19 protein-coding genes and 1 tRNA gene are annotated in these 25,213 nt (G+C 63.4%); 11 read left to right on the top strand and 9 right to left on the bottom strand.

Features of this window, described 5'->3' with window-relative positions:
* Nucleotides 1–323 precede the first annotated feature (323 nt).
* The 7 genes from BXA07_RS04875 (at nucleotide 324) to BXA07_RS04845 (ending at nucleotide 9,844) form a co-directional block, all read left to right on the top strand.
* On the top strand, nucleotides 324–3,668 hold the full coding sequence (locus tag BXA07_RS04875; protein ID WP_244556186.1) for a PAS domain-containing hybrid sensor histidine kinase/response regulator: 3,345 nt from the start codon (nucleotides 324–326) through the stop codon (nucleotides 3,666–3,668).
* 78 nt (nucleotides 3,669–3,746) lie between these two features.
* On the top strand, nucleotides 3,747–4,214 hold the full coding sequence (locus tag BXA07_RS04870) for a response regulator (protein WP_076566497.1): 468 nt from the start codon (nucleotides 3,747–3,749) through the stop codon (nucleotides 4,212–4,214).
* A gap of 285 nt (nucleotides 4,215–4,499) precedes the next feature.
* A complete protein-coding gene (trxA, locus tag BXA07_RS04865; protein WP_071075390.1) occupies nucleotides 4,500–4,826 on the top strand; it encodes a thioredoxin TrxA in 327 nt (108 codons plus the stop codon).
* 156 nt (nucleotides 4,827–4,982) lie between these two features.
* The gene (rho, locus tag BXA07_RS04860; protein WP_010401543.1) at nucleotides 4,983–6,245 is read left to right on the top strand and encodes a transcription termination factor Rho; all 1,263 of its coding nucleotides are present in this window, start codon (nucleotides 4,983–4,985) and stop codon (nucleotides 6,243–6,245) included.
* A 276-nt stretch (nucleotides 6,246–6,521) separates the two neighbouring features.
* The gene (locus tag BXA07_RS04855) at nucleotides 6,522–6,791 is read left to right on the top strand and encodes a type B 50S ribosomal protein L31 (protein ID WP_076566155.1); all 270 of its coding nucleotides are present in this window, start codon (nucleotides 6,522–6,524) and stop codon (nucleotides 6,789–6,791) included.
* 152 nt (nucleotides 6,792–6,943) lie between these two features.
* Entirely contained in the window at nucleotides 6,944–8,668 is a 1,725-nt protein-coding gene (locus tag BXA07_RS04850; RefSeq protein WP_076566153.1) for an ArnT family glycosyltransferase, read from the top strand.
* 195 nt (nucleotides 8,669–8,863) lie between these two features.
* A complete protein-coding gene (locus tag BXA07_RS04845) occupies nucleotides 8,864–9,844 on the top strand; it encodes a choice-of-anchor A family protein (RefSeq protein WP_076566151.1) in 981 nt (326 codons plus the stop codon).
* An 80-nt stretch (nucleotides 9,845–9,924) separates the two neighbouring features.
* Here the strand turns inward: BXA07_RS04845 and BXA07_RS04840 are convergent, their stop codons facing one another.
* Entirely contained in the window at nucleotides 9,925–11,604 is a 1,680-nt protein-coding gene (locus tag BXA07_RS04840; protein ID WP_076566149.1) for an AMP-binding protein, read from the bottom strand.
* Between the two features lie 243 nt (nucleotides 11,605–11,847).
* Here BXA07_RS04840 and BXA07_RS04835 point away from each other — a divergent pair, with 243 nt between their 5' ends.
* Nucleotides 11,848–13,452: a response regulator gene (locus tag BXA07_RS04835; protein ID WP_076566147.1), complete on the top strand. Its 1,605-nt coding sequence runs from the start codon at nucleotides 11,848–11,850 to the stop codon at nucleotides 13,450–13,452.
* Between the two features lie 106 nt (nucleotides 13,453–13,558).
* Here BXA07_RS04835 and BXA07_RS04830 read toward each other — a convergent pair whose 3' ends face one another.
* Nucleotides 13,559–14,014, bottom strand: coding sequence for a response regulator (locus BXA07_RS04830; protein WP_076566144.1), 456 nt, complete (start codon nucleotides 14,012–14,014; stop codon nucleotides 13,559–13,561).
* A gap of 9 nt (nucleotides 14,015–14,023) precedes the next feature.
* The gene (locus BXA07_RS04825; protein ID WP_076566142.1) at nucleotides 14,024–16,273 is read right to left on the bottom strand and encodes an ATP-binding protein; all 2,250 of its coding nucleotides are present in this window, start codon (nucleotides 16,271–16,273) and stop codon (nucleotides 14,024–14,026) included.
* Between the two features lie 167 nt (nucleotides 16,274–16,440).
* Here BXA07_RS04825 and BXA07_RS04820 point away from each other — a divergent pair, with 167 nt between their 5' ends.
* A complete protein-coding gene (locus BXA07_RS04820; RefSeq protein ID WP_076566495.1) occupies nucleotides 16,441–18,789 on the top strand; it encodes a DNA polymerase II in 2,349 nt (782 codons plus the stop codon).
* A 264-nt stretch (nucleotides 18,790–19,053) separates the two neighbouring features.
* A complete protein-coding gene (locus tag BXA07_RS04815) occupies nucleotides 19,054–20,370 on the top strand; it encodes an enoyl ACP reductase FabMG family protein (protein WP_076566140.1) in 1,317 nt (438 codons plus the stop codon).
* Between the two features lie 67 nt (nucleotides 20,371–20,437).
* Here BXA07_RS04815 and BXA07_RS04810 read toward each other — a convergent pair whose 3' ends face one another.
* Together BXA07_RS04810 and BXA07_RS04805 are read right to left on the bottom strand one after the other, a co-directional pair.
* Nucleotides 20,438–21,202 (bottom strand): SDR family oxidoreductase, encoded by a 765-nt coding sequence (locus tag BXA07_RS04810; protein WP_076566138.1) that lies wholly within the window; start codon nucleotides 21,200–21,202, stop codon nucleotides 20,438–20,440.
* Between the two features lie 87 nt (nucleotides 21,203–21,289).
* Nucleotides 21,290–23,260: an APC family permease gene (locus BXA07_RS04805; protein WP_076566136.1), complete on the bottom strand. Its 1,971-nt coding sequence runs from the start codon at nucleotides 23,258–23,260 to the stop codon at nucleotides 21,290–21,292.
* A gap of 147 nt (nucleotides 23,261–23,407) precedes the next feature.
* On the opposite strand from BXA07_RS04805, the gene BXA07_RS04800 reads away from it, so the two are divergent.
* Nucleotides 23,408–23,494 (top strand) — tRNA-Leu (locus tag BXA07_RS04800).
* A gap of 83 nt (nucleotides 23,495–23,577) precedes the next feature.
* On the opposite strand, the gene BXA07_RS04795 is transcribed toward BXA07_RS04800, so the two are convergent.
* From BXA07_RS04795 to BXA07_RS04780, 4 genes are read right to left on the bottom strand one after another with little or no spacing between them, the layout of a single operon-like run.
* Nucleotides 23,578–23,862: a hypothetical protein gene (locus BXA07_RS04795; protein WP_076566134.1), complete on the bottom strand. Its 285-nt coding sequence runs from the start codon at nucleotides 23,860–23,862 to the stop codon at nucleotides 23,578–23,580.
* The gene (locus BXA07_RS04790) at nucleotides 23,859–24,254 is read right to left on the bottom strand and encodes a hypothetical protein (protein ID WP_076566132.1); all 396 of its coding nucleotides are present in this window, start codon (nucleotides 24,252–24,254) and stop codon (nucleotides 23,859–23,861) included. Before BXA07_RS04790 ends, BXA07_RS04795 begins: the two co-directional genes overlap by 4 nt.
* Nucleotides 24,251–24,775, bottom strand: a complete 525-nt coding sequence (locus tag BXA07_RS04785) for a glycoside hydrolase family 19 protein (RefSeq protein ID WP_076566130.1) — start codon at nucleotides 24,773–24,775, stop codon at nucleotides 24,251–24,253. Before BXA07_RS04785 ends, BXA07_RS04790 begins: the two co-directional genes overlap by 4 nt.
* On the bottom strand, nucleotides 24,772–25,200 hold the full coding sequence (locus BXA07_RS04780) for a hypothetical protein (protein WP_076566128.1): 429 nt from the start codon (nucleotides 25,198–25,200) through the stop codon (nucleotides 24,772–24,774). The genes BXA07_RS04785 and BXA07_RS04780 overlap by 4 nt, the downstream gene beginning before the upstream one ends.
* Nucleotides 25,201–25,213 lie beyond the last annotated feature (13 nt).

The raw sequence follows: 25,213 nt of genomic DNA, 5'->3' as shown, positions 1-25,213 counted from the left end.
GAGCCGCTGAAAAACCGGCTGATTCAATAGCACGATTTCACGCAAACTTTCTCACGAATTCTCACCGGATCGCAGAAAAAACAGCCATTTCGGGGCAAAAAAAATCCCGTTTTGGCCGTTTCTGAACTTAACTACTCCGACTAAATATTCGATGCTATAGTTGCCGCCAGAAAGCGCCGCAGGCGTTTGTTCGCGCGCGCGTCATGTACTGCCAGCCTAGTCCAATCACGCCCCAGAAAGGGATGCATTTGTCGTATTGCCGCCACACGAGTTCCAGCGCACCACGCCCCCGGCGCCGTGCGTTGCGCAGGCTCGCGCGTACGATGCTCGCGGCCGGCATTCCCCTGTCCCTGCCGGTGCTGGCGCAGGCGGCCGTGCCGGCGGCGGCGCATGTGCTGCTGTGGCCGTATGCAGCGGCCAGCGCCACGGCCCTGGCGGGATGGGCGTGCTGGCAAGCGTGGCGCCTGCGGCGGCAATTGCATGGCGCGCAAGCGCCAGCGGACAACGTTGCCGGAGCGCATGCGCCGCAAGCCTTGCGTGGCGCGGCCATGGCCGCCTGGACCTGGCAGCGCCAGTCCGACCAGCTGCTGTTTTCTTCCCTGTACCAGGACATGCTGGGCGATAGGCAAGCCCGGCTTGAACACACGCTGGCCGACTGGCTGGCCGAAGTACACCGCGACGACCGCGCGCGCCTGAGCCTGGCGTTTCGCCAGCATTTCGACGGCCAGGCGCCGGGCACCTTCAACTGCGAATTCCGCCTGCGCCACAGCGACGGCCACTGGCGCTGGCTGCTGGCGCGCGGCGCCGTGCTGACGCGCGCTTCCGATGGCGCCGCCACCCAGGCCAGCGGCATCGTCTGCGATATCAGCGAGCGCAAGCTGGACGAGGAATCGCGCATGCGCTCCATGCTCGAAGCGGCGCCCGAAGCCATGCTGGTGGCCGATGTGGATGGCAAGGTGCATTACGCCAACCAGATCGGCGCGCGCTGCTTCGGCTACCCGCTGGCCGAACTGATGGGCATGTCGCTGGAGCAACTGGTGCCGGAAAGCACGGACAGCCACTCGGCCGGCGACCCGCAAGCGCGGCACAGCCTGCCCGGCAGGGTGATGATGGCGCGCCGCCGCGACGGCACGCACTTTCCCGCCAAGGTCAGCCTGTCACCGCTGCGCATGGCCGGGCAAGTGTTTTCCATCGTCTCGCTGCGCGACATGACGCAGCGCCAGCGCGCCGAGGAAGCCCTGCACGCCAGCTCGGAACGCTACCGCCTCATCGTGCAGACGGCGGCCGAGGGCATCTGGATGACGGATGCGGACGGCAAGACCACTTTCGTCAACCCGAAGATGGCGCACATGCTGGGCTACACGGTGCAGGAAATGCTGAACCGTCCCATGCTCGACTTCATGGACCGCGACAGCCAGCTGCTGATGCAGCGGCGCCTGGCCAGCCACGGCAGCCTGGCCAGCCAGCCGGACCAGGTCGACTTCCGCTTCTTCCGCAAGGACTTGTCCAGCCTGTGGGGCTTGCTGTCGAGCACCAGCATCCAGTCGGAGAACGGTGAACCGGGCGGCACGCTGGCGATGATTACCGACATCACGGAGCGGCGCCAGGCGTCGATCGCCCTGTCGAACTCGAGCCAGCGCATGGCCTCCGTGTTCGGCGCCGTCACCAACGGCCTGGTGGTGCAGGACAGCCACGGCCATATCCTGGAAAGCAATGCCGCCGCCGAGCGCATGCTGGCCGCCAGTCCGGCCGGCAACAGCCTGTGGCAAGCCATCCGCGAAGACGGTTCCGCCTTCGACCAGCGCAGCCATCCCGTGCACATCACCCTGTCGACCGGTGTCGCCATGCGCGACGTGCTGATGGGCGTGCAGCAGCCCGACGGCAGCCTGTCGTGGCTGTCCGTAAATACCGAGGCCATCCGCGATGAATACGGCAAGGTGGGCATGGTGGTGGCCAGCCTGACGGACATCACGTATCACAAGCGCAGCGAGAGCGCCTTGCGCGAGCTCAATGAGCATCTGGAAGAGCGCGTGGCGCAGCGCACGGAGCAGCTGGACCAGGCCAAGCAGGTGGCCGAAGAGGCGAGCCTGGCGAAGGGACAATTCCTGGCCAACATGAGCCATGAAATCCGCACGCCGATGAATGGCGTGATCGGCATGGCCTATCTGGCCCTGAAAACGGACCTGGAACCGCGCCAGCGCGATTACCTGGAAAAAATCCGCTTTGCCGGCGAACACTTGCTGGGCATCATCGACGACATCCTCGACATCTCGAAGATCGAGGCGGGCAAGCTGGAAATCGAGCGCGTCAACTTCAGTTTCGACCATGTCGTGCAAACGCTGATGACGGTGGTGGCGCCGCGCGCCGCCGGCAAGAACCTGGAACTGCTGTTTGAAATCGATCCGCAATTGCCGGCCGTGCTCGTGGGCGACCCGCTGCGCTTGGGGCAAGTGCTGATCAACTACGCCAATAACGCCATCAAGTTCAGCGAACAGGGCAGCATCACCGTGAAAGTGCACAAGGTGGTGGCGGACGCCAGGCACTGCCTGGTGCGCTTTGAAGTGTGCGACCACGGCATCGGCCTGTCGCAGGACGAAATGAGCAAGCTGTTCCAGTCCTTCCAGCAAGCCGATACCTCCACCACGCGCGAGTACGGCGGCACGGGCCTGGGCCTGGCCATCTGCAAGCAGCTGGCCCAGCTGATGGGCGGCGACGTGGGCGTCGACAGCCGCCCGGGCGCCGGCAGCACCTTCTGGTTCACGGCCAACCTGGGTATTTCCGACCAGGCGGCGCCGGCCATGCTCGACAGCATGGTGCAGACGGCGGCCGCCATGCGCGCCAGCGCCGACGCGGCCCTGGTGATGCGCACGCTCAAGCATGCGCGCATCCTGCTGGTGGAAGACAACACATTCAATCAGCAGGTGGCGCTGGAATTGCTGGAGGAGGCGGGCGCCTCCGTGTGCCTGGCCAACAATGGCGAGGAAGCGCTCGATTTGCTGCGCCAGACACAGTTCGACTGCGTGCTGATGGACGTGCAGATGCCGCTGATGGATGGCTTGCAGGCCACGCGCCACATCCGCGCCGACCCGCAGCTGGCCCATTTGCGCGTGCTGGCCATGACGGCCACGGCCACCAGCGAAGACCGCGTGCGCTGCCTGGACGCGGGCATGGACGATTTCATTTCCAAGCCCATCCAGCCGGCCATGATGTACCAGACCATCGCCAGCTGGCTGCCGGCGCGCGACACGCCGCCGCCTCCGGCGCGCACCCGCGCCGCGCCCGCCTTCAAGACGACGCTGGCCGGCGACCCGCAGGTGATCGACCTGTCCATCCTGGCAAAGTTACTGGGCTACAACCCGCAAAAGGTGCGCAAATTCGCCTTCAAGTTCCTGCAGACGACGCAGGATGGCTTTGCCGACATCGACGCGGCCCTGGCGCGCGGCGACGTAGGCCAGGTACGCGAACTGGGCCACCGCATCAAGTCGTCGGCGCGCACGGTGGGTGCGCTGGGCCTGGCCGAACTGTGCCACAGCCTGGAAACCCTGCCCCCAGGCAAGCCGGCCGAGGAAGCCGAGCAGGCGCGGCGCATCGTCACGCGCCTGTGGCCGCTGCTCGAACAGATTACCGAAGAAATCATGAACAACACCAGCTTTGCCAATGACGACTAGCCATCGCCAGCGCGTTGCGGCAAGGCACCGGCATCAACCACGATGCCGCATACAAACCAGGAACAGAAGGACATCACGATGAATAATGTATCTAATCCACATACTGAGGCCCAGGCCCAGGACGAAGCGGGCCTGGCGCCCCTGCGCGTGCTGCTGCTCGACGACGACGTCTTCATGCTCGACGTGCTCAGCGACATGCTGGAACAGCTGGGGCAATTCGACATCCGCTGCGAATCGCACAGCGAACAGGCGCTGGCGACCCTGAAGCAGCATCAGCCCGACCTGCTCATCTGCGACCTGTCCATGCCCGACATCGACGGCATCGAATTTTTGCGCATGGCAGCCGACAACGGCTTCCGCGGCGGCGTCGTGCTGCTGTCCGGCCTGCATTCGGCCGTGCGCCTGGCCGCCGAGCGCCTGGCCGTGGCCAATGGCCTGTATATATTAGGCACCTTCCGCAAGCCGATGGAGAGCGCGGAATTGCAGCTCATGGTGAACATGCAACTGCAGCACACGGCGCGCCTGTCGAGCGCGCAAGCGCGATAAGGGCCACCGGCAGGGCTGCAGGCCAGCAGGCATGCGGCTTTGCCGCCCTGCCGGCGTGCGCGCGGTCGATCTGCCTCAAGTTTTTCTGCAATAATCGCCACGCTTTGAAAAAATGGGTTATTATTTCAGCCATCCCCGCCTGCATACCTCTGGTCGCACCTTCCAAGAACATTGAAGTCGTGCCCATTGCACCCATCTGCTAGCTGCATTCCAGGAAGCATGGATGGCGAACCAGCGTATGGTTAATTCCAGGCATTATTGATCCCACCCTCATTTGAGGAAAATATGAGCGAAAATATCAAACACATTAGCGATGCATCTTTTGAAGCAGACGTCCTGAAATCCGACTTGCCCGTCCTGGTGGACTTCTGGGCGGAGTGGTGCGGTCCCTGCAAGGCCATCGCACCGATCCTGGAAGAAGTCGCCAAGGAGTACGCTGGCCGCATCGTGATCGCCAAGATGGACGTGGACGCCAACCAGGCAGTGCCTGCCAAGTTCGGCATCCGCGGCATTCCGACCCTGATCCTGTTCAAGGATGGCGTCGCGGCAGCGCAAAAAGTGGGCGCCATGGCCAAGGGCCAGTTGACCGCTTTCGTCGACAGCAACATTTAATGTATGATAGGCAGCGCTGCGCCCGCAGCGCCGCCTGATTGGATAGACCGGGAAGCGGCTTTCGTACCATTCGTGCACAAGCTTCCCCAATAATTAATCAACGCCACGCAGTCCCCTCCCCTACCTTTACATCCCGTCTCGGGACACTCAACACATATGCATTTATCCGAACTAAAGGCCTTACACGTATCCGCCCTGCTTGAGATGGCGATCGGTCTTGACATTGACAACGCAGCCCGCTTGCGCAAACAGGAGCTGATGTTCGCTATCCTGAAAAAACGCGCCAAGTCCGGCGAACAGATTTTCGGCGACGGCGCCCTGGAAGTGCTGCCTGACGGCTTCGGCTTCCTGCGCTCGCCTGACGCCAGCTACATGGCGTCCACCGACGACATTTACATCTCCCCTTCGCAAATCCGCCGCTTCAATCTGCACACCGGCGATTCGATCGAGGGCGAGGTACGGACCCCGAAAGATGGCGAACGCTATTTCGCACTGGTCAAAGTAGACAAGGTCAACGGCGAATCGCCGGAAGCCTCGAAGCACCGCATCCTGTTTGAAAACCTGACGCCGCTGCACCCGAACGAGCCGCTGCGCCTGGAACGTGAAATGAATGGCCAGGAAAACATCACCGGCCGCATCATCGACCTGATCGCCCCGATCGGCAAGGGCCAGCGCGGCCTGCTGGTGGCGTCGCCGAAATCCGGCAAGTCCGTGATCCTGCAGCACATCGCGCATGCGATCACGGCCAACCACCCGGACATCACCCTGATCGTGCTGCTGATCGACGAACGCCCGGAAGAAGTTACCGAAATGCAACGCTCCGTGCGCGGCGAAGTCGTCGCCTCGACCTTCGACGAGCCGGCCACGCGCCACGTGCAAGTAGCCGAGATGGTGCTGGAAAAAGCCAAGCGCCTGGTCGAAATGAAAAAAGACGTGGTGATCCTGCTCGACTCGATCACCCGCCTGGCGCGCGCCTACAACACCGTCATCCCTGCCTCCGGCAAGGTGCTGACCGGCGGTGTCGACGCGAACGCGCTGCAGCGTCCAAAACGCTTCTTCGGCGCCGCGCGCAATATCGAAGAAGGCGGCTCGCTGACCATCATCGCCACGGCGCTGATCGAAACGGGTTCGCGCATGGATGACGTGATCTTTGAGGAATTCAAGGGTACCGGCAACATGGAAGTGCATCTGGAACGCCGTTTGGCCGAGAAACGTGTCTATCCGGCAATTAACCTGAACAAATCGGGGACCCGCCGCGAAGAACTGCTGATCAAGCCGAACGAACTGCAAAAGATCTGGATTTTGCGCAAGTTGCTGTACTCGATGGACGAGATCGAGGCGATGGAGTTCATTCTCGACAAGATGAAGGCGACCAAAAACAACGCCGAATTCTTCGACATGATGCGTAGAGGCGGCTAAAACCTACTGCGCGGCCGCATTTGCGATCTCCGTTGCTCACTGTACTAAAGTACAGTTCCGCTACTCAATCGCAACTGTGGCCTGCTCGCTACGGTTTTATCTCGCCTCTCACGTAGGTGCAAGCCGCTTTCGAGCGGCTTTTTTATTGCCTGCGATGGGAAAGCGCTATATAATCGACGGTTGCATTATTTTAACCCTGGCAAGTGATCGGCAATCGGGTCAAGAAGCAGGACGACCGACGAAGTGCTGTTTGGCTACCAAACTAGAGAGAAGACCATGAAAGTCGATACCCATCCAGATTACCGCGAAGTTGTTTTCCACGATCTGTCGTGCGATTTCAAATTCGTTACCCGTTCGACCATCCAAACCCGCGAAAAAATCACCCTCGACGGTAAAGAATACCCGCTGGTGAAGATCGAGGTTTCGGCTGAATCGCACCCATTCTTCACGGGCAAGCACAAAATCGTCGATACCGCTGGTCGCGTCGAGAAGTTCCGTCAGAAGTTCGGTTCCGTTGGTTCGAAGACCGCAGTCGCAGCAGGCTGATTTTTGCCGCTATGCGGCAAAGAAGGGCAGCTTCGGCTACCAGAGAAAGGCAGCTTCGGCTGCCTTTTTTGTCTTTGGCCGCTTTACTTTATACTCGCGCATACCTGACGCCATTCGCCGCGTCCTTACCACTATTCTGATACCGACTATCGATGAAGCCAGTCCGCCTTCCCGCCGCCGCCACACTCGCGCTGCCACGATGGGCCTTGTTTGCGCTCGGCCTGCTGTACATCCTGCCTGGCCTGATCGGCCGCGAACCGTGGAAAAACGATGACGCCGCCAGTTTCGGCATCATGTGGACCATGGCCCATGGCGGCCTGAACGACTGGCTGTGGCCTAATGTCGCCGGCCTGTCGCTGCCCGACGAGGGTCCGCTGGCCTTCTGGCTGGGCGCCATCGCCATCAAGCTGTTCGGCTGGATCGATGGCGACGTGTTTGGCGCGCGCATGTCGACCATCGGCATTTTCGTCGTCAGCACCCTGTCCGTCTGGTACACCGCCTTCAACCTGGGCCGCCGCAATGACGCCCAGCCGCTGCGCCTGGCCTTCGGCGGCCAGCCCGAACCCGACGATTTCGGCCGCACCCTGGCCGATGCCGCCGTGCTCATCTACCTGGGCTGCCTGGGCCTGCTGCAGCATAGCCACGACATCACGGCCGAGGCCCTGTACGTCTCCCTGATGGCCTACCTGCTGTACCGCGCCGTGCGCTACGTGGAAGGCCCGTCCGTGCGCAACGCTGCCCTGCTGGGCCTGGCGCTGGGCGGCCTGACCCTCACGCGCGGCTGGATCACGCCGGCGGCGCTGAGCATTGCCATGCTGCTGTGCAGCGTCTTCCTGCGCCTGCCGCTGCTGCGCAGCGCGCGCCACCTGGTGCTGGCCGTGCTCGTTGCCGTGGCACTGACCCTGGTCTGGCTGCTGCCCGGCGAACTGCTGCAACCGTACGGCCATTCGCCGCTGCAAGCGTGGATGGAGTGGAATTACCGCCAGTTCAGCCCACCCAGCGTGAAAAGCCTGCAATATTTCTTCCGCATCGGCATCTGGTTCTTCTGGCCCGCCTGGCCATTCGCCGCCTGGGCCGTGTATGCCTGGCGCCGCCAGCACCACGTGCTGCACATCGTCGTGCCCCTGACCTTCGTCGCCATGCTGGCCATCCTCAGCCTGTGCCACCCCGATCCCGAGCCGAGCCAGCTGCTGCCCCTGCTGCCGCCGCTGGCCGTGATGGCCGCTTTTGGCCTCCTGACCATGAAGCGGGGCGCCATCAACGCCATCGACTGGTTCTCCGTGATGGTGCTGACCATTTGCGCCCTCGTGCTGTGGCTGTTCTGGTTCGCGATCCTGACGGGCTGGCCGCCGCAGCAGGCCCACAATGCACTCAAGCTCTTGCCTGGATTCAAGCCCGAACTGGACCTGCTGGCCTTCTTCGTCGCCGCCGGCGCCACGGCCGGCTGGATCGCCCTGGTGCACTGGCGCATCTCGCGCCAGCCTGCCGTGCTGTGGCGCGCCGTGGTGCTGTCATCCGGCGGCCTGATCCTGATCTGGGTCCTGATCATGACCCTGTTTCTGCCGCCGCTGAACTACAGCAAGAGCTACGCCAGCGTGGCGCACCAGATTTCCGTTAACTTGCCTCCTGGCAGCAAATGCATCAACAGCAACGTCGGCGCCGCCCAGCGCGCCTCGTTCGCCTATTACGGCCATCTGCCGTTTGCGAAAGTGGGCGAGCAGCAGTGCGACGTGTTCTTGTTGCAAGACAGCATCAAAATCCCGGACAGCCGGGAACAGTTGCCCGAACATCATGGCGCGGACTGGATCAAGCTGTGGGAGGGCCGTCGCCCCACGGATAACGTGGAGCGTTTCCGCCTGTATCAGCGCATCAGGTAAGCAAGATAAACCGGGTTCGCCCGGTTTTTTCTTGTCCGTAAGACAAGCTATGAAACGGGAAAAAAGTTGCATTTAAATATATTTAATTACCTAAAATGAACTAAAATTGTTTTTTAGATTATAATGGCACGCTGCGCGATGGCGGTGTCTTGCTTTCCCGCCCGATTCGTCCCCTAATTCACCACGAGATTGTCCATGAAACGATTTGCCACACGTACCTTGCCGCTCATTAGCGCCGCCCTGTTCGCCCTCTCCTTCAGCGCCTCGGCGCAAGCGACCGTGATCGACCTCGGTGTCGCCAACGGCTATTCTGCCTTTATCTTCGGCAACATCGGCAGCAGCGGCACCAGCGGCTTCACCAGCGTCGGCGGCAGCCTGGCCGCAGGCGGTAATATCTACCTGGACAACTACAACGTCGGCACGAGCAAGAAGCCAGGCAGCGCCAGCAACGCCATCGTCGCAGGCGGCAACCTGAACACGGGCTGGGGCACGCTCGGCGGTTCGGCCGTGTATGGCGTCAGCAATCCCAACGCTACGCTGACGGCGCCACAATGGTTTCCAAAAGACAACATTAGCAAAGGCAATGCCTCCACCCTGAACTTTGCGGCAACCCAGCAACAATTGACGACCCTGTCTGGCGATGTGGCCAAGCTGCAATCGAACGGTACCGTGATTTCGCAATACGGCAACATGACCCTGGTAGGCAACGCCAACGCCGATGTGAACATCTTCAACATCGATGCGTCGAATCTGCACAACCTGACGCTGGACGTCAGCTCGCTGAAGAAAACGGCCAGCATCATCATCAACGGTACGGCCACCAACATCATCATGAGCGGCGGCTTCGAAAACTTCGGCGCCTTCGCCGACCGCACCTTGTTCAACTTTGCCAATGCGACCACCACCAACCTGAACAACGTTGGCATCAATGGCAGCATCCTCGCGCCGCACAGCGCGTTCTCTGGTTCGGGCAGCATGAACGGCACCCTGGTCGCCAATTCCGTCAGCTCGATCAATGGCGGCCACGTCTCGATGGGCGGCTCCGGCTTCAACACCGTGAGCGTGTCGGCCGTGCCGGAACCAGGCACCTACGCCATGCTGCTGGCCGGCCTGGGCTTGCTGGCCTTCATGCGCCGCCGCACGCCAGCGCGCGCACCGCAAGCCGCGGTGGCCTAAGCTTTACGCCACATCAATAAAAAACACCGGGCCGCGCAAGCGTCCCGGTGTTTTTTTATGCCAGGCAGAAAAGATGGTGCTTACTGGGCGCCGAGTCCCAGGTCGTTGGCCACTTGCTGGCGCAGCAGATACTTCTGGATCTTGCCCGTCACCGTCATCGGAAATTCCTCGACGAAGCGCACGTAGCGGGGAATCTTGTAATAGGCGATCTGCCCGTCGCAAAAGGCGCGGATGTCCTCGCTGGTGGCCTGCGTGCCCGGACGCAGGATGATGCAGGCACACAGTTCTTCGCCATACTTGGCGTCCGGCACGCCCACGCATTGCACGTCGAGCACGCTCGGGTGGCGGTACAGGAATTCCTCGACCTCGCGCGGATAGATGTTTTCGCCGCCACGGATGACCATATCCTTCGAGCGGCCCACGATGCTGCAAAAACCGTTGTCGTCGATGACGGCCAGGTCGCCCGTGTGCATCCAGCGCGCCGTGTCGATGGCTTCCGCCGTCTTTTCAGGGTCGCCCCAGTAGCCCTGCATCACGGAATAGCCGCGCGTGAGCAATTCGCCCTTCTCGCCGCGCGGCACGATGCGGCCTTCCGCATCGACGATTTTCACTTCCAGGTGCGGGTGGACCCGGCCGATGGACGACACGCGCATTTCGCGCGGGTCTTCGATCGCCGTCTGGAAGCTGACGGGCGACGTTTCCGTCATGCCATATGCAATCGTGATTTCCGCCATGTGCATCAATTCGATGACCCTCGTCATGACTTCCATCGGGCATGGCGAGCCCGCCATGATGCCGGTGCGCAAGTTCGACAGGTCGTATTGCTTGAAATCAGGATGGTCGAGGATGGCGATGAACATGGTGGGCACGCCATGCAAGCCCGTGCAGCGCTCGGCCTGCACCGTTTCCAGCACGGCCTTCGGGTCGAAGCCTTCGCCGGGAAACACCATGGCCGTGCCATGGGTGACGCAGGCCAGGTTGCCCAGCACCATGCCGAAGCAGTGGTACAGGGGCACGGGGATGCACAGCCGGTCCTGCTGCGTCAGGCGCATGGCTTCACCGATGAAAAAGCCGTTGTTCAGGATATTGTGATGCGTCAAGGTGGCGCCTTTCGGCGCGCCCGTGGTGCCGGACGTGAACTGGATGTTGACGGCATCGTCAAACTGCAAGGTGGCGCTCACTTCGGCCAGCTGCGCCAGGTCGGCGTCCGTGATGCCGTCCATCAGGGCGTCGAAGTTGTGCATGCCCGGCGTGGCGGCCGCGCCCAGGCGGATGACGTGGCGCAATTGCGGCAGGCGCGGCGACTGCAGGGCACCGGCGCGCGCACGGGCGATTTCCGGCACGACGTCCTGCACGATGGCCAGGTAGTCGCTGGACTTGAAGCTGGGCGACAGGATCAGCGCGCTGCACTGCACCTTGTCGAGCACGTATTCGAGTTCCGAACGGCGGTAGGCGGGGTTGATGTTGACCATGATCAAACCGGCTTTCGCCGTGGCGAACTGGGTCAGCACCCATTCGGCGCAGTTCTGCGACCAGATGCCGACCCGGTCGCCCGGCTGCAGGCCCAGCTTCAGCAGGCCGGCGGCCAGGCGGTGCACGCGCTGCTGGAATTCCAGATACGTCCAGCGCACGTTCTGGTGCGCCACGATCAGGGCGTCGTGCTGGCCGTAGCGGGCGGCAACGCCGTCCAGATAGGCGCCGATGGTTTCGCCGATCAACGGCGTCTCGTGGGCGCCGTGTACATAACTCATTGCTTGCATGCTGTCTCCAGGGTGATAGGCGCGACGCGCTCTTGTTGTGATCAATGATGATGAAAATTATAGCCGCTTACGGCCCGGGCCTGCGCCGCTGATCGCATGCCGCCCGGGCGCACCGGTATGTGCGCTTCTTCACCAACGGCAGCGCACGGCAGCATTAGTTGCCACGGCAACCATTCAAGCTCCTGTAGAATATTTTTGCACCAGCATGGCACGCCGGACGCCTCCCTACACTCTGACCAGTTTATGACCCAAGAATCACCGTGTGTTTCCGTTTTACTCATCGATGATGAAGCCATCGCGCTCGATTTCATTGCCTACGGCCTCGAGCGCGAACACGATGTCAGCCTGCGCTATGACGCCCGTTCGGAGCATGCCGTGCGCCTGGCGCGCGAGGTGGCCGCCACCATCGTGCTGGTCGACCTGCGCATGCCGGGCGCGGATGGCTTCGACGTCATCCGCATGCTGCGCGCCGATCCCGCCACCGAACACATCCCCGTGGTCCTGCTGTCGTCCGAAGACGACCCATCGATCAAGGTGGCCGCATTTGCCAGCGGCGCCAACGACTACCTGGTGAAATGGCCGGACCCGCGCGAGCTGCTGGCGCGCGTGCGCTATCACAGCGCGGCCTACGTTGCGCGCCAGCAACGCGACGCCGCCTTCATTTCGCTGCGCCTGAGCCAGGAAGAACTGGCCGTCAGCCAGTCCGCCCTGCACCAGGCGCAAAAGATGGAAGCCATCGGCCAGCTGACGGGCGGCGTCGCCCACGACTTCAACAATGTGCTGCAGATCATCGGCGGCAATCTGCAGCTGATCAAGCTGCTGGGCGGCGTCAGCGACAAGGCCATGAACCGCATCGACATCGCCCTGGCCGGCGTCGAGCGGGGCGCCAAGCTGTCGGCCCACCTGCTGGCCTTTGCGCGTCGCCAGCCGCTGCAGGCGCAGCTGGTCAATCCCGGGCAGGTGCTGCACGACATGGGCGACATGATCCGCCGCCTGCTCGATCCCCGCGCCACCATCGTCACCGATATCGAGGCGGGGCTGTGGAGCACCATGGTCGACGCCAACCAGCTCAACAATGTGCTGCTGAACCTGGCCATCAATGCCCGCGACGCCATGGCGGCGGGCGGCACGCTCACCATCCGCGCGCACAACATGCCGGCCGGCTCCCTGCCGCTGTCGGAAGTGGGCAATGAAAACTATGTCATGCTGGAAATTACCGATACGGGCGTGGGCATGGAGGCGGCCGTGCTGGAACGGGCCTTCGAGCCCTTCTTCACCACCAAGCCCACGGGCCAGGGCACGGGGCTGGGACTGAGCATGGCGTATGGCTTCGTCAAGCAGTCGGGCGGCGAGATCCTCCTCAAGAGCACGCCGGGCGTGGGCACCAGCGTGAAGATCTTCCTGCGGCGCAGCGACGCCACGGCACCGCCCCCCGAGGAAGTCGCGGCCGTGCCGCTCAGCCGCGGCGTGGAAACCATCCTCGTCGTCGAGGATGAAGAGGAAGTGCGGCGTTCGACGGTGGAACTGCTGTCGGCGCTGGGCTACCGCGTCCTGCAGGCGGCCCATGCGGGCAGCGCCCTGAGCCTGGTCCATTCGGGCATGCCGATCGACCTGGTATTTACCGATGTCATCATGCCAGGCGAAATCAGCAGCCTGCAGCTGAGCGAAGCCGTGCGCCAGCACTTGCCCGACACGCAAATCCTGTTTACCTCCGGCTACGCGGAAGGAGTACTGGCCCATGAAGGCCGCCTCGATCCCGGCGTCAACCTGCTGCAGAAGCCGTACACGCCGGACGTGCTCAGCGCGCGCATCCGGCATTTATTGCGCCGCCGCAAGCGCACCGCCTAGGTAGTTGAAAACAATGAAAAATTACCCAGGACCAGGCGCCTTGCCGAAGGCAGTACGCATGGTATGACGAGGCAAGGCAACGCCGCCATGGGCGTTTTCTCAGCCGCTATTGGGGGCGCACATAGCGGTGAGACCCGGGCGGCGGTTCGTTAAGGACCGCCCAGAAAATCCCCAGGTCGGCGATGGCGCGCACGAACTCCTCGAAATCGACGGGCTTGACGACATAGGCGTTCACGCCCAGTTCGTAGCTGCGCAGCAAGTCCTGCTCTTCCTTCGACGAAGTCAGCATCACCACGGGGATGCTGCGCAGCGCCTGCGTGCTGCGGATTTCCTTCAACACTTCCAGTCCATCGACTTTCGGCAGCTTCAGGTCCAGCAGCACGACGGCCGGATTGCCCGCCTCGCGCTGCGCGAACTGTGCCCGGCACAGCAGGTAATCGAGTGCTTCGGCGCCGTCGCGGGCGATGATCACTTCATTGGCCAGCTGGCTCTTGGCCAGGGCGATCAGGGTCAGTTCCAGGTCGTGCGGATTATCTTCCACCAATAGAATGGGTTTCAACATAGGCTAGCCTTACAAAACGATGTCTTTGGGAATGCTGAACGAAAAAGTGGCGCCCGCGCCCGGCGCCGATGCGGCCCACACGCGTCCGCCGTGGCGCTCGATGATGCGGCGCACATTGGCCAGGCCGATGCCCGTGCCGGGGAAGTCTTCCATGCGGTGCAGGCGCTGGAAGACGCCGAATAATTTGTGCACATACTCCATATTGAAGCCGGCGCCGTTGTCGGCCACGTGGAACACCACTTCGTGCGGCTGCTCGGTGGCCGTCACGGCGATGCGGGCAATTTCCTTCTGGCCCGTGAACTTGACGGCGTTCGACAGCAGGTTGTACAGCGCCAGCTGCAGGAAGGTGGGGTCGGCATGCACTTGCGGCAAGGCGCCGATCTCCCATTCCACCTGGCGTTCGCGGATATCGAGCGCCAGCTTCTGGATGCAGCCCTGCACCAGCTCGCGCATGTTCACGGGGCACGGGTGCAGCGAAGCGCGGCCCATCTGCGAAAAACTCAACAGGTCGTCCACCAGCTTGCCCGCCAGGCGCGCCGAATCCTTGATGTTTTTCAGGAAACGTCGGCGTTTTTCCACGTCTTCCACGCCGGCCGTGTCCATCAGCAGGTCGGAAAAGCCCACGATATGGCGCAGGGGCGCGCGCAAGTCGTGCGAGACGGAATACGAAAACGCTTCCAGTTCCTTGTTGGCGCGCCCCAGCTCCTCGGCCAGTTCGGCCATCTGCTCGGCGCGCTCAAGCACGATGCCCAGCAAGGCGCCGCGAAACTCGGCAGCCAGTTCGATTTCGCCGTCATGCCAGGGCGCGCTGATGCCATGGATGGTTTCGCGCCAGGTGGCAAAGCTCAGGCGCGGCGTCAATTGCCCCACGCCCTCCTTGTCCTGCGGCTTGCCGGCCCAGTCTATCGTGTGCACGACTTCGGGCCGGAACCACAGCAGATAATGGGGGTGGATGCGCGAAATCGACATCGCCAGCAAGCCGCTGGCATTGCGCGTGCAGGCGGCAGCGGGTGGGAAATCGCGGCTCAGCTGGTCGGTGTGGAATACGCCGTCGTGCCCGCGCGCGCCCAGCCACTGCACCAGGGCGCGGATTGCGTCATCGGCCGGCACGTCGCCATGGCCGAGTATGCGCTCGTCCAGCACGATGGCGGCGCCGCTGGCGCGGGCAAAGCGCAGCAGCTCGGGAAAGACGTGACTGAGGTTATCGGCAAAATCGCCCTGCTGCGTCAGCCCGGCCAGCATGCTGACCATGGTGCGGCGCACTTCCAGCCGGAATTCCAGCTCGCCCGCATCCGTGCGCGTGGCGATGCACAGCGAGAGGATCTGTCCCAGCTGCTCGCAGACGGCGCGCTGCTCGAACGCGACCGGCATCGGCGTTTCATTGTGGCAAGAGATCAAGCCCCACAGCTGCCCCTTGACCATCAGCGACACGGACATCGACGCCAGGGTGCCCATGTTGCGCATGTATTGCAGATGAATCGGGGAAACACTGCGCAAGGCGGCGAACGACAGGTCGCTGGGCGCGCCCGTCAGCGGATGCTGCTGCGGTACCAGGCGCGCCGGCGTGTAGTTGGCGTCCTGGATCAGGCGTATGCGGTTGAGCATGTACAGTTCGCGCGCCTGGCGCGGGATGTCCGAGGCGGGAAAGCGCTGGCCCAGGTAGGAGGCGTAGCCCGCTTCCCGGCTCTCCGCCAGCACGTGGCCATGGCCTTCGCGGTCGAACTGGTACACCATCACGCGGCCAAAGCCCGTCACTTCGCGGATTTGCTGTGCGGCAAGGGCGCTCATCTCGACGATATCCTGCACATCATTGATTTTCAGCAGGAAGTGGCCCACTTTCGGATACAGGTGGCGGAAGTCGGGCGGCGCCGCGCGGCCCGCCGCTTCGAACTCCAGCAGCAATAACTGGTCACAGACATGGGCCAGCACGTCGAAATGGCGGCCGTTGGCGAGGCACACCGTGCCCAGGTAGCTGGGCTGCATGCCGGGCCCGCCGGCGGCCAGTTCCGGCGCCAGCTGCGCCGCCGCCGGCGCGCCGATGACGGCGGCCAGCTCCTGTCCCAGCGCCTGCGCGGCAGGCATGCCGGCCAGCTGCGCCAGGTTGTCGCTCGCCTGCAGGACGGTGCGCGCGCCCTCCTGCGGCAGGGCCAGCAGGAAGCCATGGGGCTGGATGCTGCCGGGAATGCGGATCGGTTCCTGCTCGCAAGACGACAGGTTCAGGTGCTGCGGGGCGGTAGCGGCTGGCATCATAGTGGTCATGTCGGCAACGCGGGCCGGTCTGGCGGTAAAAGGAAACGATTCTACTAGAGGCAGATAGCTGGTGCCGCACCGCATGCTGCGCGGCCGGCATATCCAGGCCCGCCTGTTTGCATTACCATGCAGCACCGTCCGCCGACGGACGTCAATTGATTATCAACAAGGGCAGCATGCATCCACTCGAACAAGGCTTTATTTTGACCCGCCACTGGCGCGACACGCGCGATGGCACGGAGGTCGATTTATGGCTGGCAACGGATGCAGGCCCCCGCCACGTGCGCCTGCCCGTGCAGACGGCCGTCGCCTTCATTCCCATGGAGCAGCGAGAGCAGGCGGAACGGCTGCTGCGCGGCGAGCGCCATGCGGAGCTGCGCCCCCTGTCGCTGTGCGATTTTCACCACCGCCCCGTGCTGGGGCTGTACTGCAAGCAATACCGGCACCTGCTGAAGCTGGAAAAACAGCTGCGCGCCCACGGCGTCGACGTGTACGAGGCCGACATCCGCCCGCCCGAGCGCTACCTGATGGAGCGTTTCATTACGGCGCCGGTCGCGTTCAGCGGGGATACGGCGCAGGAGGTGCAGTTGAAACCGGCGCCCGGCTACCGGCCAGGCTTGAAACTGGCATCGCTCGATATCGAGACGACAGCGCATGGCGAACTGTATTCGCTGGCCCTGGAAGGCTGCGGCCAGCGCCAGGTCTACATGCTGGGGCCGCCAAACGGCGGCGATGAGGCCCTGGACTTCGACCTCGAATACTGCGACACGCGCGCGCAGATCCTCGAACGCCTGAACACGTGGATGGAGCGGCACGACCCGGACGCCATCATCGGCTGGAACCTGGTGCAGTTCGACTTGCGCGTGCTCAAGGAACATGCCGAGCGTTATCAAGTGCCCTTGCGGCTGGGACGCGGCGGCGCCGTGATGGAGTGGCGCGAGCACGGCGGCAAGCAGGAACACTATTTTGCCGCCGCGGCGGGCCGCCTGATCATCGACGGCATCGAAGCGCTCCGGTCGGCGACGTGGAATTTTTCCTCGTTCAGCCTGGAAAACGTGGCGCAGACGCTCTTGGGCGAAGGCAAGTCCATCGACAATCCCTACCAGCGCATGGCCGAGATCGACCGGCGTTTCCGTGAGGATAAACCCGCGCTGGCCCGCTACAACCTCAAGGATTGCGAGCTGGTCACGCGCATCTTCGCGAAAACCGAGCTGCTGACCTTTTTGCTGGAACGGGCCAGCGTCACGGGGCTGGCGGCCGACCGCAGCGGCGGTTCCGTGGCCGCCTTCGAACATTTGTATCTGCCGCTGATGCACCGGCAGGGCTACGTGGCGCCCAACCTGGGCGACGTTTCCGGCGACAACAGCCCGGGCGGCTTCGTCATGGATTCCCAGTCGGGCCTGTACGACTCCGTGCTCGTGCTCGACTATAAAAGCCTGTACCCGTCCATCATCCGCACTTTCCTGATCGACCCCGTGGGCCTGGTGGTGGGCACCAGCGGCGATGAGGCCGATACCGTGCCCGGCTACCGGGGCGCACAGTTTTCACGGGTCAAACATTGCCTGCCGGCCATCGTGGAACAGGTGTGGCAGGGGCGCGAAGCGGCCAAGCGCGAACGCAACGCACCGCTGTCGCAAGCGCTGAAGATCATCATGAACGCGTTCTACGGCGTGCTGGGGTCCAGCGGCTGCCGCTTTTTCGACCCGCGCCTGGCCTCGTCGATCACCCTGCGCGGCCACGACATCATGCACCGCACGCGCGAACTGATCACGGAACAGGGCTACGAGGTCATCTATGGCGACACGGACTCCACGTTTGTATGGCTGAAAACGGCGCATACGGATGAAGAAGCGGGCAAGATCGGCCGCGCCCTGGTGGCGCACGTGAATGCCTGGTGGGAACGCCACCTGCGCGAGGAATTCGGCCTGGACAATGCGCTGGAGCTGGAATTCGAGACGCATTACCGGCGTTTCCTCATGCCCACCATCCGCGGCTCGGAAGAAGGCAGCAAGAAGCGCTACGCGGGCCTCGTGGGCAAGCCGGACGGCAGCGAGGAGATGGTCTACAAGGGGCTGGAAACCGTGCGCAGCGACTGGACGCCGCTGGCGCAGCAATTCCAGCAAGAGCTGTACCGGCGCATCTTCCAGCGCGCCGCCTACCAGGACTATGTGCGCGACTACGTGGCGCGCACGGTGCGCGGCGAATGCGACGCTTTATTGGTCTACCGCAAGCGTTTGCGCCGCCCGCTCGACGATTACCAGCGCAACGTGCCGCCCCATGTGCGCGCGGCGCGCACGGCCGACGCCTACAACCTGGCGCAGGGGCGGCCGCTGCAATACCAGAACGGCGGCTGGATCAGCTATGTGATCACGGTGGCGGGGCCGGAGCCGCTGGAAACGCAGCGCTCGCCCATCGACTACCAGCATTACCTGACGCGCCAGCTGCAGCCCGTGGCCGACGCGATACTGCCCTTCCTGGGCGACGATTTTTCGCGCCTCGTGTCCGGCCAGCAGGACTTGTTTTAGGTCAATTTTGCTGACCGGCATGACCAAGCTGAGGTAATATCGGCGCCTGCCGGGCCAGTCCGCGGGCGCAGCGCGCCGCGGCAGCGTAAAATACGCCATGGCGAAAGAATAAGAGCTCCACCGCAGAAGAAGATGCCATTCCAGACGAGAATCGTTCGCAACAGGATTTTCCCGGTTGGAATGGCGCATAATTTACAACTATGTTGAACCTGCAGGCAGCGCGTTTAGCCGTCTGCCCTGCTAATTTTTGAATGAATTGACACCATGACCGAGATCACGTCCCTGAGAGACATCCCGCAAAAAAATATCTTCCGCAAGGGCGACACCTTTGTGCTGTTCGGCGAGCTGTTCGGCCGCGGCTATGTGAATGGCTTGCTGGACGAAGCGCGCAAGGCGGGCATGAACATCGTCGGCATGACGGTCGGCCGCCGCGATGAAAACATGGCGCTGCGTCCATTGAACGCGGAAGAGCTGGCGGAAGCCGAAGCCAACCTGGGCGGGCGCATCATCAACGTGCCGCTGATGGCCGGTTTCGACCTCGACGCCCCGGCCGGCGAACCGACGCCGACGGCCCTGCTGGCCGACATGACGCTGAAAAGCTGGCAGGAAGACAAGCTGGACTGGGCGCAGATCGAACGCTGCCGCGAAGCCGGCATCGCCCGCTTCACTGCCTCCGTGGCGAAAGCCATGGCCGAACTGGACAGCCTGATTCCTGACGGCAGCAACGTGTATTTCGCCCACACCATGGCCGGCGGCATTCCGAAAGTCAAAGTCTTCCTGGCCATTGCCAACCGCATCTACAAGGGCCGCGGCGAGCGCTTCATGTCTTCGCGCGCCCTGCTCGACAGCGACCTGGGCAAGCTGATCCTGATGAACTTCGACGAAGTCACGGCCAACACCCTGCAGCACCTGATCGACGGCAGCGCCGCCATCCGCGCGCGCATCGAGCAAACGGGCGGCCAGGTGCGCTACAGCGCCTACGGCTACCACGGCACCGAGATCTTGATCGACGGCAAATACCAGTGGCAAACGTATAGCAACTACACGCAAGGCCTGGCCAAGATGCGCCTGGAAAACGTGGCCAAGGCCGCGTGGGAAAAAGGCATCAAGGCGACCGTCTTCAACTGCCCGGAAATCCGCACGAATTCGTCCGACATTTTCGTCGGCGTGGAACTGTCGCTGTTCCCCCTGCTCGACGCGCTGAAAAAAGAAGGCGGCGGCGCCTGGGCCGACGAGCAGTGGAAGATCTGCCAGGGCTTGCTGGAAGACGGCGTTTCGCTGCAGGACTTGCTCGACCGCATCGCCGCCTACAACGGCGACGCCACCAGCGTGCAGTTCCGCAACTTCGCCGCCTGGCCGATGGACAACACGCCGGAACTGGCCGACGTCATGATCGGCACCTCGGATGACATCACCAAGCTGCACAAGGACCGCAAGGAACTGATCACCGACCACCTGAGCTCGCTGGTGCTGGAAGGCACGGGCCCGCTGATGTTCCACGCCATGTCCGAGCCGCAAGCGCCCGTCGTCTGGCTGAACCACGACATCATCGCGCGCCAGCTGAACTCGGTTCACAACTGAGCTTGATCTAGCGCAAACCACCGACGGCCCGGCTCATCCCCGGGCCGTCGGCGTTTCTGCGCAAGCTTTACGCGCGCGCGATGGACACGCCGCCGTCGGCCAGCAGCGCCGTGCCGGTGGTGAAACTCGATGCATCGGACGCCAGGTACAGCGCCGAGCGGGCGATCTCGTCCGGCGTGGCCAGGCGCTTCAAGGCATGCAAGCCCGCCACGAAGGCCTGCGCCTCGGGCGTAGCGGCCACTGCCCGCCCCATGGGCGTATCGGTGCCGCCCGGCAGCAGGGCATTTACGCGGATGCCGGCCGCGCCGTACTCGGCCGCCAGGGCCTTCGTCAGGCCGATCACGCCCGCCTTGCTGGCCGCATACGCGGCCATGCCGGGCATGCCTACCGTATGGCCGACGAAGGTCGACGTAAAGATCAGCGAGCCGCCGCCGCGCGCCGCCATGGCCGGCAGCTGATATTTGGCCGCCAGGAAGGCACTGGTGAGATTCGTATCGACCGCCGCTTGCCAGTCTTCCAGGGCAAGTTCCGGTGTGGGCCCCATGGGTCCCAGGGTGCCCGCATTATTAAAAGCGATATCGAGGCCGCCGAAACGTTGCAGCGCCAGTTCCACGGCGCCGCGGGCGCAGGCCGCATCGGCCACGTCGCCCACGCAGGCGACGGCCTGCGCGCCGCCTTGCGCCAACTGCGCCACCAGCGCCTCGAGTTCCTGCCGCCGGCGTGCCACCAGCACCAGCCGCGCGCCCTCGCGGGCGAACAGGCGCGCCGCCGCATGGCCGATGCCCGAGCTGGCGCCCGTGATGATGGCGACCTTATTTTCCAGTTGCAACATTTGCTTCCCCTTCAAGTGATTGAAAGGGAAAAGATAGGCCGGCAAGCCGGGCGCGGCACTCCGCTTCTTGCGCTGGAATCGGCGCCGTCAGACTTTCATCGGCAATATCACCATCTGCAATCCTTCCAGGTGCAGCCGCCGCTGCACGGCCAGCGAGGCCTGGTTGTGCAGCACGCGCGTAAACCAGTTATCGGTGGTAAAAATCAGCTTGCTGGTGAAAAAGATGCAGTTAGGAAATTCCTCATTGATGGCTTCGCACAGCTTGGTGATTTCATCGACGGCGTCCGTGCCGAAGCCCAGGTAGGACGACGAAGCCATGCCGTGGCTGTGGCAAAAGTCGACGAAGAATTCCAGCGTGTCCGCCGCTTCCTGGCGCATCTGCGCCATCGCCCCTTCGCCGCCGTAGGCGTGCGAATCGACGGTGCGCGCGTTGACGAACAGAAAATTCTTGAAGTGGCCGGGGAACATGCGCTGCACCCACAGCAGCGCGTGCAGGCCGCCGCCGCGCGAGGTGCCGACGATGAACACGGCCGTCTGCGCGTCCGGCTGCGGCTCGATGGGCACGATGGGGTCCACGTTCGCGCCGAAGGGCTGGTGCGCGAAGACTTCGTCGACTTCGAGGATGGCCTGCTTGGTGCGCCGGTAATGGCGGCGGATGGCGATGCACAGGGCCGCGATGGCGGCGATGATCAGCACCGCGGCCCAGCCGCCGTGCATGAAGCGCTCGACCAGCAGAATGGCCAGGATGCCGGCGCAAATGACGAAGCCGAGCAGCGACAGCAGCAGGCGGCGCAGCCAGTGCGTGCCCGGCGTGCGGTTGCGCAGCCAGTACAGGCACAGGCCGAACAGGGAAATGGCAAACGTGAGGAAGACGGAGATCGAGTACAGCACGACCAGCAAGGTCACGCTGCCGCCCGTCCAGAACAGGATGGCCAGCGCCGCCAGGCCCATGACGACGATGCCGTTCTGCGTGACGAGGCGCGTCGACAGGTAGCGGAACTTGTGCGGCACCCAGGAATCGGCCGCCATATTCGACAGCACCGACGGGCCGCCCAGGAAACCCGTGTTGGCGGCGACGAACAGCAGGCCCGCCTCGAAGGCCAGCACGATCACCAGCAGCGCCTGGTTGAGCATTTCGCCGCCCAGGCCCATGCTGGCGATGATGGTTTTGAAGGTGGACGCGTTCAAGGTCTCGCCCGGCGTCGGCGTGGCGTTCCACAGCAGGTACAGCAGGATGATGCCGCCCGCCGTGAACGCCAGCGACAGGGCCATGTAGAGCATGGTGATCTTGCCGGTGCGCACCCTCGGTTCGGCCAGCAGGTTGACGTTGTTCGACACGGCTTCCAGGCCCGTATAGGTGCCGCCGCCTTGCGAATACGCAAGCAGCAGCATGCCGGCCACGCCGGCCCAGCCGATGCTGCCGGCCAGCGCCTGCGTTTCCGCCATGGTCACGGGCAGCAATTCGGGCAAGTGCGACGAGTGCGCGACGACGCCGTAGACGATCAGCACCAGGTGCGTGATGACGAAACCGATGAAGATGGGCAGCAGGATCTGGATCGCCTCCTTGAGCCCGCGCAAATTCATGATGATCAGCAAGCCGATGAAGCACATCTCGGCCCACAATTTATAGGGCTGGAACCCCAGCGGCAGGAACGAGGCCAGCGCGTCGACGCCGGAAGCGATGGAAATGGCGATCGTCAGCACGTAGTCGAGGATCAGCGCGCAGCCGGAAATGAGGCCCAGGTACGGTCCCACCAGCTTGGTGGCCACGCGGTAGCCGCCGCCGCCCGTGGGAAACAGCTCGATCACCTGGTTGTAGGCCAGCGCGATGATGAAGACGGTGACGGCCGTGGCCAGCGCCAGGTACAGGCCCAGGTGGGCATGCGGCCCCAGCGCGCGGAAGGTTTCTTCCGGCCCATATGCCGACGAAGACAGGCCATCGGCGCCCAGCCCCACCCACGCCAGGAAAGCCACCAGCGCCATCGAATGGCGCGTCTCGGCCTTCATCGGATCGAGCGGCTTGCCGAGGATAATTTCGCGTATCTTCTTGTATTTCATGCGTCTGGCCGGCATGCAGCGCCAGCATCGGGCCGGCAATACCGCCGATGATACCCGCAAACAAGCGACGCCGAACGTTATGCAAAACACACGTCAAGCAAAAAACTTGCCGGATTGTGACAAATCAGTGATAATGCGTCTCGCGTTGCCGGGATGGCGGAATAGGTAGACGCACGGGACTCAAAATCCCGCGCTGGAAACAGCGTGCCGGTTCGATTCCGGCTCCCGGCACCACTAAACATGCGGCTCTCATACTTGAGGGCCGTTTTGTTTTGTTCCGCAATTCTATGCATGTTCCGCAAAATTATCGAACTTGACTAACTGCAACCGGCAATAATCGCCCGCAGACCCTCTTCATATTTCCGGCCACGCAGCCAGTCCCGCGCTAGTGCCAGGACGATCTCGCCATCCAATGTTGACGGCGTCAGTTTGTCGAACTCATAGTCTGGTCGCGGTATTTGCACCTTTACACATGGTGTAAAGACGGGAATTTCGACGCGCACGGGCGCCGGTGGCGCGCTGGCGCAGCCGGCCAGCAGCACGGCAAATGAAATTGCGAGATTTCGAAATTTCGATTTATCGCAAGTTTTGCCGTTTTTCATCGCACGCCTTCCAGCATCTGCCTGACGGCCGGCATGGCCTCGGCGCAGGTCGTGGCGCGCACACCGGCCAGCTGCGCCTGCGCCGCACTGTACTTTCTGCCGGCGGCTGCTGCGGCGGCCTGCGCTGCCTCGCCGCGCTGCATGGCCAGCAGCGTCGCCTTGGCCATGCCGTCGATGGCCAGGTTCTGCTCGGCGATCGATGCGCGCAGCGCAGCGCTGGCGCCCCGCTCTACCACCAGGGCGGCGCGTGCCACATCGCGGTCGCCGGCCGCTACCCACCAGCCAGTGCCGGCGGCGCCGGTCGCCACCAGCAGCACGGCGGCCAGCACGACGGTCGCTAATTTCCAGATGCCGCTGACGGCGGCGCCGGCCAAGGCCGTGACAGCGCTCACGCCAGCACTCGCTGCGCCGTCTTGAAATACGCCAGGCGCTCGGCCAGGCCATTGGTGCCGCCGTTGACACGCCGCGTCACCGCCACCTGGTCGCCAGCATCAGCCAGTGCATTCAAGCCGCGCGACTGCCAGAACCAGCCGGCCGAGCGGCAAGCGTTGGCCGTCTGCTCGAGCAGATCAGGCTTGGCCAGCAGGTCGAGGCCCAGCGCTTTGCCGCAGGCGGCATAGTTGCTGCGCCCGGTCACCTGGATCAGGCCACGCCCACGGAATCGCGCGCCGTCGCCAGGCTGCACGTTGCCCAGATCCTTGCGGCCCTCGTAGGCCGCGCCGCTGGCCAGCTCGCGTACATACACCAGCTGGCCGGATTCGTGCGCCAGCTGGGCCAGGAACGACGCCTGGCGCGCCGGCGTGTTGATGCCGAACTCAGCCATGGCCGCATTCAGCGCAGGCAGGAACGTCACGGCCCTGGCGCGCGCCAGCGGCATGATGGCCTGCAGCTGGGCCAGCGTGACGGCGCTCATTGTCCACCTCGCACGTCGCGCACGATCACTGCGGCATCGTGGACCAGCTCGCCGATGTCCTTGTCCTTGCGCTTGTCGAGCCAACGCACGCAGGCGCCCAACACCCACCATGCGGGCAGCCCAGCCGCCACCATCAGCGGCGCAGCGATAAACAGGAAGCCGAGTGCTGGCTCGCTGTCATACAGCACCGCCACCTCCTTGGCGTTTTCGAATAGCGATGGCCACCAGGAGCGCACGGCCACCACCAGCGCCGGGCCCAGCACGATGGAAGAAATGATCGTCACGAAGAAGCGCGCGAACGCCTCCTTTTTAGTCTTTGGCCACATAAACATGAATCCCAGTGAGGTTGCGGCAGCGCCGGCGAGAACCGGGATGCCGAAAATTTTGATCAGTGCACCGCCAGCGGCGGTTGTTTCGATGGCCATGAATGCCTTTCAG

The organism is Janthinobacterium sp. TND4EL3, from assembly GCF_900156175.1.
Classification (GTDB): Bacteria; Pseudomonadota; Gammaproteobacteria; order Burkholderiales; family Burkholderiaceae_D; genus Janthinobacterium.
Note: the sequence above shows the minus strand (reverse complement) of the source record. Positions and strands in the feature narration are given on the sequence as shown.